An 18,799-nucleotide genomic window follows, 5' to 3' on the forward strand; every position below is an offset into this window, starting at 1 on the left:
CCGCACGGCTCGGAGAAGCTGAACGACCCCTGGTTGCGGTTCGTCACACCGGCCCCGTGGCAGACCGGGCACCCCCGGCCCCCCGCCCCCCACCCGGTTGATCATGAAGTTATTGCCAGGACACGCCGACAGCGGTGGCAATAACTTCATGATCAACGCGCTCGGGGCGGGGGCGGGGGCCGGGGGGCCGGGGGGCCGGGGGGGTTAGGGGGTTGGGGTGGGGGGTTCGCCGGAATCTAGGACTGCTTGGGTCCAGCCGCCTTCGATGACTCCGGTCGCGTCCAGGACCGCCCAGTCGACGACGTCGGTCGACTCGACCACCACCGGGGCGCCGATCCGTACGCTCTCGTCGGTCGCCGCGTCGCTGGCGCTGACGCCGACGATCCGCTCCGGGGTCTCCCACGACGTCACGCCCGCCCAGACGTACTCCGGGCCGTCGTCGCCCGGCAGGCCGTACTTGACCACCAGTTGCGACTCGGCCGGCAGGTGGCCGGCGACGAAGCGGGCCCGGGCGTCGCCCAGCGCGGCGCGGGCGGTGGCTACCGCACGGCTCATCGCGTCACCCGAGCGGGCGTAGCGCACGTCCGGCTGGATGCCGGAGAACAGGGTCGCGCAGGCGGCGGCGTAGTAGCGCCCGTCCGGGCCGGGGTGCCCGGCCGGCGGGCGCAGGCTCAGGAACGAGTCGGCCTCCGGGTCGGTCGCCGGGTCCAGTTCCAGGCGCAGCAGCACCGGGGCCGTCGCGCCGTGCTGCTCCGGGTTGCCGTACGCCACGGCGATGTCGTGCCCGGTGACGGTGGCGAGCACCGGCAGTTGCACGAAGGCCGGCACCTCCTCGCCGTTGAGGCCGTCGGTCCAGTCCCGCAGCAGCCGACGGGCCGCCCCGGTCATCACCGCACCCCAGGCGCGGGTGAGGTGGTCGGGCACACCCTGGGTCTGCAACTCCAGCAGCCCGAAGCGACGCAGCCCCTTCGTGGTGAACCACAGCCCCTCGGCGTCGGACGAGTACGGCACCAGCACCCAGTCGACCAGTCGGATGCGGCCCTGCTCGTCGGGGAGCGAGCGCAGCGCGGTCGCCGGGTCAAGGAACTGGAGGCCGAAGACGTCCACCACGTCGCTGTCGACGGACTCGGCGACCGCCGCCGCCACCGCCCGTGCCGCCCACTCGTGTGCCGGCGGCCAACCGGGCCGGTACTCGGCCTGCACCACCACCAGGTGTGTCGCCGCCGCCAGCCGGGCCAACTGCTCCTCGGTGGCGCCGAACGCGGTGAGCAGGTCCGGCGGCAGCGCCGGGAATTCGGCGATCGGCCGGGTGTCCACACTCATCAGCGGGCTGTCCAGCATCTGCCGGGCGAGCCCGTGCACAGGTTCGGCCAGCCGGCCGGTCAGCGCCGCCACCGCCGTCTTCGCGCTGACCTTCGGTAGCCCTGCCATCGGCACCAGGTAGGTCGCGCTGAGCGACTCCGGCACCGGGACGGGCAGGAAGTCGTCCGTGATGAGCATGTTCGTTTCCCCCGGTGGCCGCGCCGGTGTTGTCGAGCCGAACGCTACCCGGCCGCGCGTGCCAGCTTCAGCCGGACAGCACCACACCCAGGTAGACCAGCGTGGTGACCACCTCGACGGTCGCGCCGAGCACGTCGCCGGTGATGCCGCCGAGCCGGCGTACCACGTGGTTCAGCAGCGGCACCGCGACGGCCAGCGCGGTCACGACGGCGAGTGGCCCCTGCCACGGGCGGCCCGGCACCGCGGGCACCGCCAGCAGCAGGACGGCGACCGCGCCGACGGTCAGGGCCGCCGGGCCGACCGTGCCGGCCACCATGGCGCCCAGGCCGTCCGGCCGGGCCGCGGGCACGCCGCGCCGACACGCCACCGTGACGCCGAGGCGGCCGGCGGCGGTCGCCGCGACCACCGCCGCGAGGCACGCCGGCCACGACCGCCCGGCCAGGTCGGCGAGTGCGGCGGCCTGCACCAGGAGTACGACCACCAGCGCCACGACGCCGAACGGCCCGACGTCCGGCTTCTTCATGATCTCCAGGGCGGCGGCGCCCCGGCGGTACGAGCCGAGCGCGTCCACCGTGTCGGCCAGCCCGTCCAGGTGCAGCCCCCGCGTCAGCACGGCGGCGATGCCCACCGTGACGCCGGCGGCCACCAGCGGGGGCGCGAGCAGACCGGTCAGGAGCAGGACACCACCCAGGAGTACGCCGAGCAGCGCGCCGACGGCCGGGGCGAGCGCCATCGCCGTACCCGCCACCGGGCGGTCGATCCGCCCGGCGTGTACCGGCAGCGTGCTGAAGGTGGTGACGGCGAGCCGGACGCCCGCGACGAACCGCGACTCAGCCGGCACGCCAGCCCGACGCCGGCTCGTCGGCCCCGGTGCGGGTGGGGCCCGGCCCGGCCGGCTCCGGCTCGACGAACTCCGGGTCGGTGTAGTCGGGCCCGGTGTACGCGGGCTCGTCGTCGTACTCGGGTTCCGGCTCGTCGGGCCCGTCCGGGTCGGCGTCGCCGGTGAGCGACGGGTGGACCGGCAGTGCGGCGGCCAGCGCCAGCACCGAGCGCAGCATCGGCAGCGCGACCAGGGCGTTCGCACCCTCGCCGAGGTCCAGCCGGAGGTCGAGCAGGGGCGTGAGGCCGAGCACGTCGGCGGCCAACCGCACCGCGGGGTGCTGGCCGTGGTCGGCCAGCAGGCACCAGTGCCGCGCCTGCCCGGCGAGGTCACGACTGACCATCCCGGCCGCCAACCCGACCGGCCCGTCCAGCAGCACCGGCACCCGGCGGGCGGTCGCGCCCAGCAGCACGCCGGTCGCCACGGCCACGTCGCCGCCACCCAGCTCGGCCAGCACGTCCTTGGCACTGCGTGGCGAGCGGCGGGTGCGATGCAGGGCGTCCCGCACGGCCGCGCAGCGGACCATCCAGGCCGCGTCGTCGATCTCACCGGACTCGGTGATCACCCGACCCAGCACGGAGGGCGGTTCCGCGCCGGCGGTGGCCGCCAGCACGGCCGCCGCCGCCGCCTCGGTGCCCGCCCCGCACGCACCCAGGACCAGCAGTTGTACGCCCGCGTCGGCCGCCTGCTCGGCCAGCCGCCAGCCGTAGCGCAGCGCCGACTCGACCTGCTCGCCGGCGAGCGCGGGCTGGGTCTCCATCGGGGCGGCGGCGGGAGTGTCCACGACCTGGAGGCTCGCGCCGGCCTCGGCGGCCAGCCGGGCCAGTGCGCCCCGGCCGGCGCGGGCCTGCGCGGCGCGCCGAGCCGACTCGCCGGCGACGGTGCCGGCGGAGGCGCCGCCCGCGTGGTCGCCGTTGAGCAGCAGCACCCGCACCGAACCCCAGGCGACCGGCGACGAGGTGCCCTGGGTGGCGGCGGCGAAGCCGACCACCCGGTCCAGGACACCCAGCCCCGCGCCCGGCACGTCCAGCGTCGCCAGCCGGTCCACCGCCTGCGGGCCCGCGTACTCGTCGGGCATCGGCAGCTCCATGCCCGGCTGGATGACCAGCCCGGTGGCCACCATCGGCAGCGCCATGGTCGGCGCGGCCCAGGGGATGCCCGGCTCCTGGTTCGGCGCGGCCGGCGGGGTGTGCGTCAGGACCTCGGGGAGCTGTACCTCGGGCGTGGGCTCCGCGTCGCCGAGGGCCGCGTCAGCCCGACCCGGGGTGCCCTGGCTCGGGGCGGCGTGCCGCGCGGTCGTACGCACCGAGCCGACCGAGGCGGACCCGGTCGGCGCGGCGGGCGCGGCGGCCGGGGTGGCCGGGGTGGCCGGCTTCAACCAGGCGGGTTGGCCGGCGACCACCAGCACCACGGCGTCGCAGGCGTCCGCGACCGCGCGGTTGGCCGCGCCGAGCGCGTCGGTGAACGCCCGCCCCAGCGGGGTGGTCGGCACCAGCGACAGCCCCACCTCGGGGCTGACCAGCACCACCCGCGCCGCGCAGGAGCGGATCGCCTCGGCCAGCTCGGCGATCGTCGCCACGTCGTCGGCGGGCTGGTACTCCGGGTCGAGCAGCACTGTCACCCAGCCACCCAGGTCGTCCACGAGAAGCGTCTCGTTGGGCTCGGCGGACGCGAGCACGTCCGCCAGCCGGCGCGGCTCCCCGGCGGTCTCCTCGGTGGTCCAGCTACCCGGCCGGCGGGCGCGGTGCGTCGCCAGTCGGGTCGCCCACTCGGTGTCCTCCGGGTCGCCCTGCGGCGCGGTGGCGACGTAGCGCACCACCGGCGCGTCGGCGACCAGGGACTCGGCGAACTCGGATTTGCCGGACCGGATACCGCCGAGCACCAGGACCGTGTTCCACCCGTCAACGGACATGCCCGTACCTTAAGGCCGCCCGGGGTCGCTCTGCCTGCCGGCCCGGCGCTCGCGCGAAGGCCGTCCCGATCCCGACGCTCGGCGGACTCCGACGGCCCCGGAGGTGGGCGAGGGGCCGTTGCGCGCCGGGCCGACTACGCTGGCGGGGGTTCGTCCCACCGGGACTTCAGCGGCGAGGGGAGACGCGGCATGGCGTGGAGCTGGCGGTACGAGGGCACGGACGGCCAGACGGTCGAGGGACCGGCGGAGTCGTTCAGCAGCCAGGCCGACGCCGAATCCTGGATCGGTCAGACCTGGCGTGAACTCGCGGCGTCCGGCGTCACCTCGGTCGCGCTCGTGGAGGACGACCGGGTGGAGTACCGGATGAGCCTGCTGCCCACGGCCGAGTGATGGCGTACGACCGGCCGGGCGCCGACAAACTGGTGCTCGGCGTGCCGAGGGCGGCGTTCCGGCCCAGTCCGGTCTTCCTCGGCCTGGTCGCGCTCTTCGCGGTCAGCGGAGTGCTGGCCTGGAACGGCTACGGCAGCGTCCGCTTCGACGTGTTCCTGTTCGTCGTCTCCGGCTGGCTGGTGTCGCTCTGCCTGCACGAGTACGCCCACGCGGTCGTCGCCTACCGCGCCGGCGACCGGGACATCGCCCACCGTGGCTACCTGACGCTCAACCCGTTCAAGTACACCCACCCGCTGCTGTCGATCGTGCTGCCGGTGGTGGTCGTGCTGCTCGGTGGCATCGGCTTGCCCGGCGGCGCGGTGTGGGTGGACCGGCACGCCATCCCGGGACGGCTGCGGCACACCCTGGTGAGCCTCGCCGGTCCGGCGACCAACGTGCTGTTCACGTTGCTGCTCGTGCTCGCGGTACGAATCGGTACCACCTCGGGAGGCCCGGTCGAGTTCTGGGCCGGTGTGGCGCTGCTGGCGTTCCTGCAACTCACCGCGAGCGTGCTCAACCTGCTGCCGGTGCCCGGTCTCGACGGCGGCAACATGATCCAGCCGTGGCTCAACCCGCAGTGGCGCAGGATGTACGACCTGTTCGCCCCGTACGGCTTTCTTCTGCTCTTCGCACTGCTGTGGAACCCGCGTATCGGCGGCTGGTTCTTCGACGCGGTCTTCGCGGTCGGTGACCTGCTCGGTCTGCCGTCCTGGCTGTACGCCGCCGGCCTGGACCTGATCCGCTTCTGGCAGAGCTGAGTCGAGCTGACCTGAGGTGTCCGGTCCGGCCGGCGCGGGCGCGCCGACCGGACCGGTCCTTGGGTCAGGGTCGCTGCGCGGGAGACTCGGTCTTGGCCGGGTCCCGCTCGACGACCGGCTCGACGATCTCGTCGATGGCCTTGAGCAGCTCGGCGTCGAGCGTGACCCCGGCCGCCTTGACGTTGTCGTGCACCTGCTCGGGCCGGGACGCGCCGATGATCGCCGACGAGACGTTCGGGTTCTGCAGAACCCACGCCACGGCGAGCTGGGCCATGCTCAGGCCGGCCTGCTCGGCGAGCGGCTTGAGCCGCTGCACCCGGGTGAGCACGTCGTCGTTCATGAACCGGGCGATGAAGTTCGCGCCGGACTTCTCGTCGGTGGCGCGGGAACCGGCCGGCGGCGGCTGCCCCGGCAGGTACTTGCCGGAGAGCACGCCCTGCGCCATCGGCGACCAGACGATCTGCCCGATGCCCAGCTCCTCGCTGGCCGGTACGACCTCGGCCTCGATGACCCGCCACAGCAACGAATACTGAGGCTGGTTGGAGACCAGCGGGACGTGCAGCTCACGGGCGAGCGGGTGGGCGGCGCGCAGCTGCTCGGCGGTCCACTCGGAGACGCCGATGTAGTGCGCCTTGCCGGAGTGCACGACGTCGGCGAACGCCTCCATCGTCTCCTCCAGCGGCGTGCTGTAGTCGTACCGGTGGGCCTGGTAGAGGTCCACGTAGTCGGTACGCAGCCGGCGCAGCGAGCCGTTGATCGACTCCATGATGTGCTTGCGGGACAGGCCACGGTCGTTGCGACCCGGCCCGGTCGGCCAGTAGACCTTGGTGAAGATCTCCAGGCCCTCGCGACGCTCGCTCTCCAGCGCCCGGCCGAGCACGTCCTCGGCCCGGGTGCCGGCGTACACGTCGGCGGTGTCGAAGGTGGTGATCCCCGCGTCGAGGGCGGCCCGCACACATGCGAACGCCGCGTCCTCCTCGACCTGGGAACCGTGGGTGATCCAGTTGCCGTACGAGATCTCACTGACGAGCAGGCCGGAACGGCCCAGGTGTCGGAATTCCATGTCCCGACCCTAACTCCGGTGGATCACGATCGCCGAGCGGCGACTCAGAGCACGGGATTGGCGTCGGTCAGCAGCCGGTCGATCTCCTCCAGCACCGCCCCGCGATCGGGATGCACCAGGTCGATCAGTGACGCGCCCCGACGGTCGAGAGCGCCCCACCGACCGCCGCCGCTGACGAGGAACGCCACCGGGTGGATGACCACCACCGGGTACGACGGTGGCACCAGCACCGTGCCCGTGCGATCCACCACACCGCGCCGGCCGGCCACGTCGACGACCGCGAGACCCTCGTCGGTGAAACCGTCGACCGGCCCCGCGTCGGTCAACTCGGTGACGAAGGCGTGGTAGCGGGTCGGCACCACGATCCGTCCGGTCCGGTCGACAGCCCCCCAGCCCTCGCGCTTCACCGCGGCCAGGCCGCGGCGGAACGGCCGTACGTCGGCGAAGTTCGGCGGGACCTGCACCGCGCCGGTCGGGTCGATCGCCGTCCAGCCGCCGTCGGTGACCACCCAGGCCAGGCCGTCGCTGAACGGGCGCACCGCCCGGAACGACGGCGGGATCACCGTCGTACCCAGCATGTTGATCAGCGACCACCGGTCGGTGTCCGGCCGCCGGACCCAGGCCAGCCCGTCGTGGAACGGCTGCGCCTCCGCGTACCGGGCGGGGACGACCACCTCGCCGGCCTGGTCGGTGTAGCCCCACAGCGGTCCGTCGCGGTCCGGCTGCGGGGGACGGTCACGGTCGAGCACCTCGTCCCGGCTCCGGAGGTACGGCCCGAAGCCGTCCGCCGATGCCCGCACGGTGACCGCGTCGAGGGCCACCCGCACCCGGTCCAGCAGCTCGGCGTCGGCGGCGCCGCGCAGGTCGAGCGCCCGCTCGAAGTGGTGGCAGGCCTCCATCAGCCGGCCCTGGTCATAGCAGGACCGCCCGGCGTGCTCGTGCAGGGCGGCGCGCAACCGGTCGGGCAGCTCGATCGAGTTGGCCTCCGCGAAGAGCTGGTCGGCCTCGGCGAAGTCACCTCGCCACCGTAGGACGTGAGCCAGTCGCGCCTGTGCCAGCGCGGTTCGGCGCAGCTCACCGGTGGCCTCCGCGTACGTGAGCGCGAGGCGTCCGTCGGCCAACGCGTCGTCGAGGTCGCCGAGGATCCGCGAGGCCACCGCGCGCAGGCTGAGCAGGCGCGCCCGGGCCCGGTTGTCGACGGCCGTGCCCAACTTCCCGGTCAACCGCCGGCGGATGGCGCGCATGCCGTCCGGCTCGGTCAGCTCCTCGCGCAGGGTCACCGGGTCCAGCCGCCAGCGATACGCGGCCAGGACCTGCTCCGGGTCGCCCTCGTCGGCGAGCGAGGGCCGCGCCGGCTTCGTAGCCGTGCTTGGAGGCGCCGACACGGGCGCGTCCGTCTCGGACGGCGCCTCACGCGGCCCGGGGATGACGGCGGCGGGTACGGGGGTGGGTGTTGCTGGCGGTCCGGAGACGGGTTCGGCGGCGGGTGGCGCGGAGACGGGTTCGGTCGCGTCGGGTGGCGAGTCGACGGCCTCGGCCGCTGGCGCGGAGACAGCTCCGGCCTGGGCCGGTGGCGCGGAGACGGGTTCCGCCGCGGCGGGGGGTTCGGGGGCGGCGGGCCGTTCGGCGGCCGTGGTCAACGGGGAGGTCGGTTCGGTGGCGGTCGGCGTGGGGGTGGCGGTTGGCGTGGAGGCGGTCTCCGCCGGTGCATCCGGCGTGGAGTCGGCTGTGGCGGACGGCGCGAGGGCGGGCGCGGGTTCGGCCGGCGGTGCCGACACGGGCGCGGTCGGCGGTGTGACCGCCGTCGACGGGGTGGGCGGGGGCGGCGTGGATGTCGCCACGGGCTCTGCCCCGGCGGACACCTCCGTCGGGGGCCCGGGCGTCGTGTGGGTCGTCCCGGTGACCGGCTCGGGCTCGGAGTCGGTGTCCGGTGTGCCGCTCGACGGGTACGCGCCGGCCGGCCCGGGCACCGCCGACGCCGACCGGTTCGACGAATCCGAGCTGGTGGCGGCGGTCGACGGTGCGTCCGGCGGGCCGGCCACCTCGTACCCGTCGTCCGCAGTGGACTCGCTCTGCCACCCCGGCGTCTCGCCGGAGCCCGGACGCTCATCCTGGTCGGATACCGGGGCGGTAGTCGTCCGTTCGTGGTCCACGTCGTCGAACAGGTCGTCCGACCAGGCGTGCGGTGCGACCGGGGCCGGAGCCGCTGGCGGTCCGGAGACGGGCGCTGCGTCGACGGGTGGTGCCGAGACGGGCCGGGCCGAGACCGGTGGTGCCGAGATGGGCCGTGTGGCGGTCTGGTCGGTTGGCGGTGCGGACACCGGCCGGTTCGACGGTGGCGAGGACGTGTCGGCCGGCGGAGCGGAGACCGACGTCGCGGCAGCCTCGACGGTGACATCGGGCCGCTGTTCGGCCGAAGGGCCGTCGACCGGCGGCTCGGCCGAACCGTCGTGCGCGTCCTCGGTCTGCGGCGGTGCCCCAGCCGGCCGGTCGAGCGGTGTTCGATCCCCCGTCGACCCGGGAACCGTCGCGTCGTCCGTCGACGTCGCGTCCTGATCGGACTCGACCGGCTGCGCGGCGGAACTGAACCAGGCGTCGGGCCCCCGGACCGGCGTCTCCGTCGGCTCCGGTGCGCTGGGCACGGACGCTTCGGAGGGCGTCGGAGGCACGTAGCGACGCGGCACGCCCGGGGCGATCGGGAGCACCGGCTCGACGTCGGGTACGGCCGACGTAGGCGTCTGACGCGCGGCGGGCTCGTCCGGCCGCTGCCACGTGGGCGGCGGCGCGGCAGGTGGACGGCTGTCCGGGCCGGGATAGCGCGGTGGCGTGGTGGGCCGAGCGTCCGTCGTCGACGCTGCTTCGGTCGTCCTGCGAGGCTCGGGCCGGGTCGGCGGCGCCTGCTGTTCGTCGGACGACGGGGGATCCACCGGGGCGGGCAGGAACTCCACCCGCAGCCGGGCGGCGGGCGGCCCGGAGACCGGAACGTCCGCCGCCGGGGACACCGGTGTGGCTGACACCGGCCAGTCGTGCTCGGAGCGCGTGGACGACGTCGAGGGTCGCCGCTCGTGGTCGGCGGGGGCGGGCGAGACGGGCCGGTCCCGTCCGGGAGCGGCGGGGGACACCGGGCGCTCCGGCGGCACCGGGCGAACCGGAGCCGTCCGGCCGGTGCCCGGCGTGGCGGGGGAGACAGGTGTGGGCGGGACCGGTGTGGCCCGACTGTAGGTGGGCGATGCGCTCGCGGCGGGGCGCGCCTGCCGTTCGTCGTACCGGGGCGGTTCCGCCGGTGGCCGCGCGGGGCCGGCCGGGGGCCGCGAGCCGACGCGCGGCTCGGGGTCGCGGTGTGGCTCGGGCCGGTAGCCCGGCTCCCGGGTGCGGTCGGGATGCACCGGGCCGGGCGGCGGCCAGGGCAGACCGCCACCCGAGCGGGAGTCGGGCTGCGGCCGGCCCTCGCGGTACGCCTCGTCGCGGTACGGCTCCGGCCTCGTGGTCTCGCGCGGGCGACGGTCCGGGTACGCCTCGGCGCGGGCCGCCGCCTCGCGGGGTTGCTGGCGGTGCGGGTCGACGTCGGGGCGGCGGCGCTCGTCGTCGCGGCGGGACTGCTCCGGCGGCTCCGGTTCGGGGCGGCGTCGCCGTCCGCCCTCGGAGGTCTGGGGCGGCCCGAATCCGTCCTCCGGCCGACGCTGCCGGTCGGTGGGCGCACCGGGACCACCCTCCACCCGCGACCGGTCATCGGTGACGCCCCGCTCCGACCGGCGAGCCTCGTCGGCCCAGCGTCCCGCGCGGCGGGCGTCGTCGGCGACGACCCGCTCCGGCTGTCGGGTGTCGTCGGAGCGGCGCTCCGGCTGTCGGGTGTCGTCGGAGCGGCGCTCCGGCTGTCGGGTGTCGTCGGAGCGGCGCTCCGAGCGGCGGAGGTCGTCGGGGCGGCGGTCGGGCTGACCGTCGGAGCGGGAGCGGGAGCGGCTGTCGATGGGCGCCCACTGGCCGGCACCCTCGGCGGCCCAGCCGTCGGTGGGGCGGCCGTCGGTGGGGCGGCCGTCGGTCTGGCGGCCGTCGTGGCTCCGGGCCGGTCGGGAGCCGTACCCGTCACCCGGCTGTCGCTCGTGGCCGACGGGCGGTCGATCCGGCGTGCCCCGTCGGCGCGGTGGCTCGTCCGGCTCGGTCACCCAGCCGGGATCGTTGCGCGCGGCCGGGGAGTACGGCCCGGGGGAGACCGGCGGCGCCATCGGGTACGCCTGGTCCCGGTCGGCCGGCTCGGGTCGGCGCCGGCGGCTGTCGTACCCCTCGGAAGCGGGCTGTTCGCGGTGCCAGGCGGCCTCGCGGCCGGGCACCCGGTCGTCGGCGGCGCGTCGGTCGGACCAGGCGGTACGCCGGTCCGACTCGGAGGAGCGGCGCTCCTCCCGACGGGGCGGCTCGGGAAGTGGCCGGCGGTACGGCTCGTGGTCGTAGTACGCGGTCTCGGAGCGGCCGTTGCGGGAGCCGTCGGTCGTCCGCTCGTCGCCACGTGGCCAGCCGTAGGACTCGCCCGGCTCGTCGTCCGCCCGCCAGCGGCCGTCGGGCTCGGCCGGAGGCTCGTCGGCCCAGGATCGGCCGAGGTAGGTGCCGTCCGGACGGGTGGGTGCGAGCGGCGGCACCTCGGCACGACCGATCGCGCTCGCCCGTCCGCGCGGCGGTGGGGGCTGGTGGGTGGCGCCGATGTCGCCGGGATAGCGCTGGCCGGGGAACTGGGGTTGCCATTCGGTGGTCGGTTCGACCACCCAGGACGGTTCGTTCGGGTCCCGCCACCGGTCGGTGTAGCGGCCGTTCATCCGGCGAGCCCGTCGCCACACCCGACCGCTCGGCCGCTCCCCGTCGACGGTGAGGTGTCCGCGCTCCCGCCCTGCTGCCGCCTGGGCGTCCGGTCGCCGCCTGCCACGCTCCGGTGGCCGGCTCGCGTCCGCTCGCTCACGGCGTTGTCACCTCGTTGCACATTGTCGCGCTGGGGCCTCGCGTGCCGGTCGGGTCGCCCGTTCCGGCAGGGCGTGGCTGCGGATGGAGGGTAACGGCGCGGACTCGCTCACCGCCACTGTGGCACCGGCCACGGGCGCAAACGTTATCCCATGGTTCCGGACATTTAGGTCGATAACCGAATCTGAGCTACGACGATACCCCACCCACCGACGGGACGGACCAGGGCATCGGGTCAGGGATGCTCCATGACGAGGACGGCGAAGGTCCCGGCGACCAGCGCCTCGTACCGGTGCGGGGTGTCGCCGGCGAACGTCGCGTAGTCACCCGGACCGAGGTCGACCACGCCGGTCTCGGGTCCCACCCGGAGCCGCCCGGCGGCCACCACCACGTGCTCGACGCTGTGCGGAGTGTGTCCGTCCGCCTCCCGGACCGCGCCGGGCTCCAACTCGATCAGGTAGATGTCCCGGCGGGCCTGCGACGTTCCGGCGCTGAGCAGCGTTCCGGTGAAGTCGGCCTGCTCGGAGCCGACCCGGGGCCCCTGGCCGGCACGGATCACCCGGAAGTCGTCGGCCGTCGGCTCGACGAGCCGGCTGAACGGTACGCCCAGCGCCACGCCAATCGCCCACAGCGTCTCCACGCTCGGGTTGCCGGAGCCCGCCTCCAGTTCGAGGAGCGTGGACTCGGCGACCCCCGCCCGAGCGGCCAACTCGGTCAGCGAGACACCGCCCCGCTCGCGTTCGCGGCGCAGGGCGGCGGCGATGCTGGCCGACGGGGCAGCCGGTTCTCCGGGCATGCGTGTTCGCTCCACTGGATCATCGTTCGCGGTCACGAACAACGGGCGACCTGTGCACAGTGCTGGACTACGCGCACGGTACAACGAACGGCCGCTGCCCGGACGTTTCCCGACGTCCTGTGCCCCCAACGCGGCCAGGGCCGCGCCGGCGCGCCGGGATCAGACCTTGTCGCCGAGCTTCACCGCGGGCGCCGGGGTGCGCATCCGCCGGAAGGTGATCGACCGCATCACGGCGTACAGGTAGAGCGAGCCCATCCGCTGGTCGGTCTTCGGGAAGCGCTCCCGGACCAGCTTGCCGATCTTGCGACAGATCAGCAGCGAGTCGACGACCACACCCAGGGCGAGAGCGCCCCAGAGCACGTTGGAGATCAACCGGACCACCGGCGGCATCGCCGCGTTCGAGCCGATCAGCACGATCAGCGCGCCGCCGAAGAACCAGGTGCCGACGGTACGACGGGAGTCGACCACGTTGCGGGCCAGCAGCCGCTCCGGGCCGCGGTCGCGGGGGCCACCCTCGCGGCGGAAATCCGCCGCGGCTTCCGCCCGCAGTTGGCGACGCCGCTCCCGTTCCTCCTCCTTGGTGAGGGGACGGCTCGGGCCGGCCGGTCGTCGACCGACCGTGGGCCGCTTCGGCGTCTCCCGACCCTTGGCCGGGGTGTAGCCGCGGGAACGATCGGCGGCGGTCTCCTCGGGGGTCACCGAGGAGACGGCCTCGTCGACGAGGTCGGTGGACTTGCGGCGAAAGAGCGACGGCACGGGGCAAGGGTAGCCAACGGTCCGCGCCCGGTGCACATCGCGGTGCATCGGGCGACGGCTCCAGGTCGCAACGCGGACCTGGAGCCGTCGGGCCGAACGATTGGTGCGAGAGGTTACGGGCGCTCGGCGTGCGCGCCCAGGTCGGCGAGCTTCGCCTCGAAGTCCTCGTAGCCCCGGTTGATCAGGTCGACGCCGTACACCCGGGAGGTGCCCTCGGCCGCGAGCGCCGCGATCAGGTGGCTGAAACCGGCCCGCAGGTCCGGGATGACCAGGTCGGCGGCGTGCAGCTTGCTCGGCCCGGCGATGACTGCCGAGTGCTTGAAGTTGCGCCGGCCGAAGCGGCACGGGGTGCCGCCCAGGCAGTCCCGGTAGACCTGGATGTTGGCGCCCATCGAGTTCAGCGCCTCGGTGTAGCCGAGCCGCTGCTCGTAGACCGTCTCGTGCACGATCGACAGGCCGCGGGCCTGGGTCAGGGCCACGACCAGCGGCTGCTGCCAGTCGGTCATGAAGCCCGGGTGTACGTCGGTCTCCAGCGCGACGGCGTTCAGCTCGCCGCCGGGGTGCCAGAAGCGGATGCCACCCTCCTGACCCGGGTCGCCCAGCTTCGGCGCGCGGGCGTCGGTGACCTCGTACTCGCCGCCGACGGACCGGAAGATGTTCAGGAAGGTCATCATGTCGGCCTGCTGCGCGCCGAGCACCTCGACGTGACCACGGGTGGCCAGCGCGGCGGCGGCCCAGCTCGCGGCCTCGATCCGGTCCGGGATCGGCCGGTGGGTGTAGCCGTGCAGCTTCGGTACGCCCTGGATCTCGATCACCCGGTCCGTGTGGACCTTGATGATCGCGCCCATCTTCTGCAGGATGCAGATCAGGTCGATGATCTCCGGCTCCACGGCGGCGTTGCGCAGCTCGGTGACGCCCTCGGCCATGACCGCGGTCAGCAGCACCTGCTCGGTGGCCCCGACACTCGGGTAGGGCAGGGCGAACTTGGTGCCGTGCAGCCCGTTCGGGGCGGACAGGTGCAGACCCTCGGGCCGCTTCTCGACCGTCGCGCCGAACTCCCGCAGTGCCTGCAGGTGGAAGTCGATCGGACGCGGGCCGATGTGGCAGCCGCCCAGGTCCGGGATGAACGCGTGCCCCAGCCGGTGCAGCAGCGGCCCGCAGAACAGGATCGGGATGCGGCTCGAACCGGCGTGCACGTTGATCTGGTCCGTGCTGGCGCTCTCCACGTTCGCCGGGTCGAAGACGAGCTCGCCGTCCTCGGCACCGTCCGTCACCTTGACGCCGTGCAGACCGAGCAGACCCCGGACCACCTCGACGTCTCGGATCTTCGGCACGTCGAACAGCCGGCTCGGGCTGTCGCCCAGCAGTGCGGCGACCATCGCCTTCGAAACCAGGTTCTTCGCGCCGCGCACGCGGATCCGCCCTTCGAGCGGAGTACCTCCGTGCACGACCAGGACGTCGTCGGTCAACGCAACCTCCAGCGCTTCGGTGCTGCTGTGTTGATGGTGGGGAGCGTGAACCTTGTCGCTACCCCGGATGCGGCCATATCGAAACGGCCCGCTCGCGTCGTCGCTTCGGCAGCATAGCCCTCGGTGACGAAAAAGGACTCGGTCAGACCGGCGTGTGTGGCATTAATCGGTGATCCGGCACTTTTGTGTACCAGAGACGTCACTTATCGTGATCACGCTCCGGGGAGGGCGAGCATCTGGTCCAGCGCCACCCGCGCGTGGTGCGCCGTGTCGGCGTCCACCGTGATCTGGTTGGCCACCCGGCCCGCGACCAGCTCCTCCAGCGCCCACACCAGGTGCGGCAGGTCGATCCGGTTCATCGTCGAGCAGTAGCAGACCGCCTTGTCGAGGAACATGATCTGCTTGTCCGGGTGCGCCAGGGCCAGCCGGCGGACCAGGTTCAGCTCGGTGCCCAGCGCCCACGCCGAGCCGGCCGGCGCCGCCTCGATCGTCTTGATGATGTACTCGGTCGAGCCGACGTGGTCGGAGGCCGTGACCACCTCGTGCCGGCACTCCGGGTGGACCAGCACGTTGACCCCGGGCACCCGCTCCCGTACGTCGTTGACGCTCTCCAGGGTGAACCGGCCGTGCACCGAACAGTGCCCCCGCCAGAGGATCATCCTGGCGCCGCGCAGCTGCTCCGGGGTGAGCCCGCCACCGGGCTTGTGCGGGTCGTAGAGCACGCAGTCGTCCAACGACATGCCCATCTCCAGCACCGCCGTGTTGCGGCCCAGGTGCTGATCCGGCAGGAACAGCACCTTCGAGCCCTGCTCGAACGCCCAGTCCAGCGCGCGCTTGGCGTTCGACGACGTACAGACCACGCCGCCGTTGCGGCCCACGAAACCCTTGATGTCCGCCGACGAGTTCATGTACGTCACCGGCACGGTCGCATCCGCGATGCCCAGCTCGGTCAGCGTGTCCCAGGCGGCCTCGACCTGGCCCAACACGGCCATGTCCGCCATCGAACAGCCGGCCGCCAGGTCGGGCAGGATCACCCGCTGGGTGTCCGTGGTGAGGATGTCGGCGCTCTCGGCCATGAAGTGCACGCCGCAGAAGACGATGTACTCCGCCTCCGGACGGGCCGCCGCCTCGCGGGCGAGCTTGAAGGAGTCACCCGTCACGTCGGCGAACTGGATCACCTCGTCGCGCTGGTAGTGGTGCCCCAGCACGAAGACCTTGCTGCCCAGCTCCGCCTTCGCCGCCCTGGCGCGGGCCACCAGGTCGGGATCGCTGGGCGCCGGAAGGTCGCCCGGACACTCGACGCCGCGCTCGGTGTCGGGGTCGCTGCCCCGACCGAGCAGCAGCAGAGCCGTCGCCGTGTTGGAGGGTTCCACCCAGGTCGAAGTCACGTAGCCCATGGTCCCACAGCGCGAGCGCGCCGCAGCTCCGCTCGGTGTGGGCTGCCACACTGCTCGGCATGCGCGTGCTGCTCTGCCCGGACAAGTTCGCCGGCACCCTGCCCGCACCGGAGGTCGCCGCCGCGGTTGCCGCCGGTTGGCGCAGCGTGACCGACGGCGACGATCTGCTGATCCGGCCGCTGGCCGACGGCGGGCCGGGCTTCGTCCAGGTGCTCGCCGAGGCGCTCGGCGGTCGGCGACTGCCGGTGTCGACGGTCGACCCGCTGGGCCGACCGGCGGCCGGTGAGATCCTGCTCACGGCCGACGGCGCGACCGCCTACCTGGAGAGCGCCCAGGCGTGCGGACTGCACCTGCTCGCCGCCGCCGAGCGCGACCCGAAGGCCACCACGTCGTACGGCCTGGGTCTGCTGGTGGCCGCCGCCGTGGAGAGCGGGGCCCGGAGGGTGGTGATCGGGCTGGGCGGCTCCGCGACCAACGACGCCGGCGCCGGCATGCTGGCCGCCCTGGGTGTGACACCGCTCGACACCGCCGGCGCGGCCCTGCCGTACGGCGGCGCGGCGCTCGCCGCCGTCGACGCGTTGGACGGCGTACCCCGGCTGCGGGACGCCCGGCTGGTCGCCGCCACCGACGTGGACAACCCGCTGCTCGGCCTGCACGGCGCGAGCAACGTCTTCGGCCCGCAGAAGGGCGCCGACCGGGCCGACGTGCTGCTGCTCGACGCCGCCCTGGAGCGCTTCGCGGCGGTGCTGGAACGGGACCTGCCCGGCTGCCCGGAGGGGCTGGGCGCGCTGCCCGGCGGCGGGGCGGCCGGCGGACTCGGCGCGGCCATCCTCGCGCTCGGTGGCACCTGCGAGTCGGGCATCGGTCTGGTCACCCGTGCCGTCCGGCTGGACGCCGCCCTGGACACCGCCGATCTGGTGATCACCGGGGAGGGGTCCTTCGACCACCAGTCGCTGCGCGGCAAGGTGGTCGCCGGGGTGGCCGGGGCCGCCCGGGACCGTGGGGTGCCCTGCGTGGTGGTCGCCGGCCAGGTCAGCACCGGCCGGCGGGAGGCTGCCTCGGCCGGTGTGACCGACGCGTACAGCCTGGTGGAGCACTTCGGCGGCGAGGCGGCCGGCGGGCTCGCCGCCGCGCTGAGCCGTCCCGCGGACGGGCTGCGCGAGCTGGGCGCCCGACTGGCCCGGCAGTGGAGCCGCTGAGCGCTCGTCACCGCCCCACCTGGGGCGAGGGTCCCGCCACGCGGGTACGTCCGGCCGGGGCGGCGTACGATCGGAACTGGACCACAACCGGGAATCACTGGACGGCGCGCGACGTTGGCCAGTGCGTCCGGACCCAAGACCGCGCAGGGAGACTTCCACGTGACCACGCCAGCGCAGACCGAGTCGACCGAGGCCCAGGCCCCTACTTCCGTCGTCATCACCGACGTCGCGGCGCAGAAGGTCAAGGCCCTGATCGAGCAGGAGGGCCGCGACGACCTGCGGCTCCGGGTCGCGGTGCAGCCGGGCGGCTGCTCCGGCCTGCGGTACCAGCTCTTCTTCGACGAGCGCTCGCTCGACGGTGACGTCGTCACCGACTTCGGTGGCGTCGAGGTCGTCGTCGACCGGATGAGCGCCCCCTATTTGGCCGGCGCGACGATCGACTTCGCCGACCGGATCGACGCCCAGGGCTTCACCATCGACAACCCCAACGCGGGCAACTCCTGCGCCTGCGGCGACTCGTTCAACTAAGGTCGCGCACCACGCACCACTGACGACGGGGCAGTCCCACGGGACTGCCCCGTCGTCGTGCCCGCCCCCCCGCAACGCTGGTGACCAGCCGGTTGCCGTTGCTCGACCGACCGGACACGTCCGGGTTGCCGGGCCGGTAGGCTGACCGCGCCCTGCTCCCGACCCTGAGGGTTGACATGAAGATCGCCGTGACCGGCTCGATCGCCACCGATCACCTGATGAGCTTCCCGGGTCGCTTCGCCGACCAGCTCATCGCCGATCAACTGCACAAGGTTTCGCTCTCCTTCCTGGTGGACGACCTGGTGCTCCGACGTGGCGGGGTGGCGGCGAACATCTCCTTCGGCATGGGGCAGCTCGGGCTGCGCCCGGTGCTGCTCGGGGCGGTCGGGGCCGACTTCGCCGACTACCGCTCCTGGCTGGAGCGGCACGGCGTCGACTGCGACTCGGTGCACATCAGTGAGGTGGCGCACACGGCGCGGTTCGTCTGCACCACCGACACCGACATGTGCCAGATCGCCTCGTTCTACGCGGGCGCGATGAGCGAGGCGCGCAACATCGAACTGGCCCCCGTCGCCGACCGGCTCGGCGGACTGGACCTGGTGCTGGTCAGCGCCAACGACCCGGCGGCGATGCTCCGGCACTCGGCCGAGTGCCGCACCCGCGGGTACGCCTTCGCCGCCGACCCCTCCCAGCAGCTCGCCCGGATGCCCGGCGAGGACGTGGTCGCGCTGATCGAGGGCGCCGAGTACCTGATGACCAACGACTACGAGAAGTCCCTGCTGCAGAGCAAGGCGCAGCTCAGCGACGAGCAGTTGCTGGACCTGGTCAAGGTGCGGGTCACCACGCTGGGCAAGGACGGCGTGGAGATCGCGGGCCGGGGCATCGACCCCATCCACGTACCCATCGCGCGCGAGATCCGGGCCGTCGACCCCACCGGTGTCGGCGACGGCTTCCGGGCCGGTTTCTTCACCGCGCTCTCCTGGGGCCTCGGCCTGGAGCGGGCCGCCCAGGTCGGCTCGCTGCTGGCCACGCTGGTCCTCGAGACGGTCGGCACCCAGGAGTACGACGTACGCCGCGACCTGTTCGTCAAGCGCCTCGCCGAGTCGTACGGCGACACGGCGGCGGACGAGGTACGCCCCCACCTGCTCCCGTAGTCCCGGATCGGTCT

General features: G+C 73.8%; 14 protein-coding genes. 5 read left to right on the top strand and 9 right to left on the bottom strand.

The genetic code is table 11. From position 1 onward, the window contains the following. Positions 1–204: 204 nt before the first annotated feature. From ABZU91_RS09200 to ABZU91_RS09210, 3 genes are all read right to left on the bottom strand, one after another. Positions 205–1,500, bottom strand: coding sequence for a DUF2314 domain-containing protein (locus ABZU91_RS09200; protein ID WP_355236361.1), 1,296 nt, complete (start codon positions 1,498–1,500; stop codon positions 205–207). A 67-nt stretch (positions 1,501–1,567) separates the two neighbouring features. Continuing rightward, positions 1,568–2,341 (bottom strand): adenosylcobinamide-GDP ribazoletransferase, encoded by a 774-nt coding sequence (locus ABZU91_RS09205; protein ID WP_355236364.1) that lies wholly within the window; start codon positions 2,339–2,341, stop codon positions 1,568–1,570. Then, entirely contained in the window at positions 2,331–4,292 is a 1,962-nt protein-coding gene (locus ABZU91_RS09210; RefSeq protein ID WP_355236368.1) for a bifunctional adenosylcobinamide kinase/adenosylcobinamide-phosphate guanylyltransferase, read from the bottom strand. The genes ABZU91_RS09205 and ABZU91_RS09210 overlap by 11 nt, the downstream gene beginning before the upstream one ends. Positions 4,293–4,481: 189 nt before the next feature. Here ABZU91_RS09210 and ABZU91_RS09215 point away from each other — a divergent pair, with 189 nt between their 5' ends. Continuing rightward, on the top strand, positions 4,482–4,682 hold the full coding sequence (locus ABZU91_RS09215; RefSeq protein ID WP_196918986.1) for a hypothetical protein: 201 nt from the start codon (positions 4,482–4,484) through the stop codon (positions 4,680–4,682). Then, on the top strand, positions 4,682–5,479 hold the full coding sequence (locus ABZU91_RS09220) for a site-2 protease family protein (protein WP_355236371.1): 798 nt from the start codon (positions 4,682–4,684) through the stop codon (positions 5,477–5,479). The genes ABZU91_RS09215 and ABZU91_RS09220 overlap by 1 nt, the downstream gene beginning before the upstream one ends. A gap of 64 nt (positions 5,480–5,543) precedes the next feature. Here ABZU91_RS09220 and ABZU91_RS09225 read toward each other — a convergent pair whose 3' ends face one another. The 6 genes from ABZU91_RS09225 to nadA form a co-directional block, all read right to left on the bottom strand. Then, a complete protein-coding gene (locus ABZU91_RS09225; RefSeq protein ID WP_355236374.1) occupies positions 5,544–6,542 on the bottom strand; it encodes an aldo/keto reductase family protein in 999 nt (332 codons plus the stop codon). A gap of 44 nt (positions 6,543–6,586) precedes the next feature. Then, a complete protein-coding gene (locus ABZU91_RS09230; RefSeq protein ID WP_355236377.1) occupies positions 6,587–11,347 on the bottom strand; it encodes a WG repeat-containing protein in 4,761 nt (1,586 codons plus the stop codon). 374 nt (positions 11,348–11,721) lie between these two features. Next, on the bottom strand, positions 11,722–12,282 hold the full coding sequence (locus ABZU91_RS09235; protein ID WP_355236380.1) for a helix-turn-helix domain-containing protein: 561 nt from the start codon (positions 12,280–12,282) through the stop codon (positions 11,722–11,724). A gap of 159 nt (positions 12,283–12,441) precedes the next feature. Further along, a complete protein-coding gene (locus ABZU91_RS09240; protein WP_355236383.1) occupies positions 12,442–13,086 on the bottom strand; it encodes a DUF3043 domain-containing protein in 645 nt (214 codons plus the stop codon). 65 nt (positions 13,087–13,151) lie between these two features. After that, a complete protein-coding gene (murA, locus tag ABZU91_RS09245; protein WP_124820727.1) occupies positions 13,152–14,507 on the bottom strand; it encodes a UDP-N-acetylglucosamine 1-carboxyvinyltransferase in 1,356 nt (451 codons plus the stop codon). A 212-nt stretch (positions 14,508–14,719) separates the two neighbouring features. Further along, on the bottom strand, positions 14,720–15,895 hold the full coding sequence (gene nadA, locus ABZU91_RS09250) for a quinolinate synthase NadA (RefSeq protein WP_355236387.1): 1,176 nt from the start codon (positions 15,893–15,895) through the stop codon (positions 14,720–14,722). A 68-nt stretch (positions 15,896–15,963) separates the two neighbouring features. On the opposite strand from nadA, the gene ABZU91_RS09255 reads away from it, so the two are divergent. The 3 genes from ABZU91_RS09255 (at position 15,964) to ABZU91_RS09265 (ending at position 18,785) form a co-directional block, all read left to right on the top strand. Then, positions 15,964–17,103: a glycerate kinase gene (locus ABZU91_RS09255; protein WP_355236390.1), complete on the top strand. Its 1,140-nt coding sequence runs from the start codon at positions 15,964–15,966 to the stop codon at positions 17,101–17,103. Positions 17,104–17,262: 159 nt separating this feature from the next. After that, complete coding sequence (gene erpA / locus ABZU91_RS09260) at positions 17,263–17,631, top strand: iron-sulfur cluster insertion protein ErpA (protein ID WP_355236393.1); 369 nt, start codon at positions 17,263–17,265, stop codon at positions 17,629–17,631. 176 nt (positions 17,632–17,807) lie between these two features. Beyond that, positions 17,808–18,785 (top strand): carbohydrate kinase family protein, encoded by a 978-nt coding sequence (locus ABZU91_RS09265; RefSeq protein WP_355236396.1) that lies wholly within the window; start codon positions 17,808–17,810, stop codon positions 18,783–18,785. Positions 18,786–18,799: the final 14 nt, after the last annotated feature.

Source organism: Micromonospora sp. NPDC005174 (assembly GCF_040608495.1).
Taxonomy (GTDB): Bacteria; Actinomycetota; Actinomycetes; order Mycobacteriales; family Micromonosporaceae; genus Micromonospora.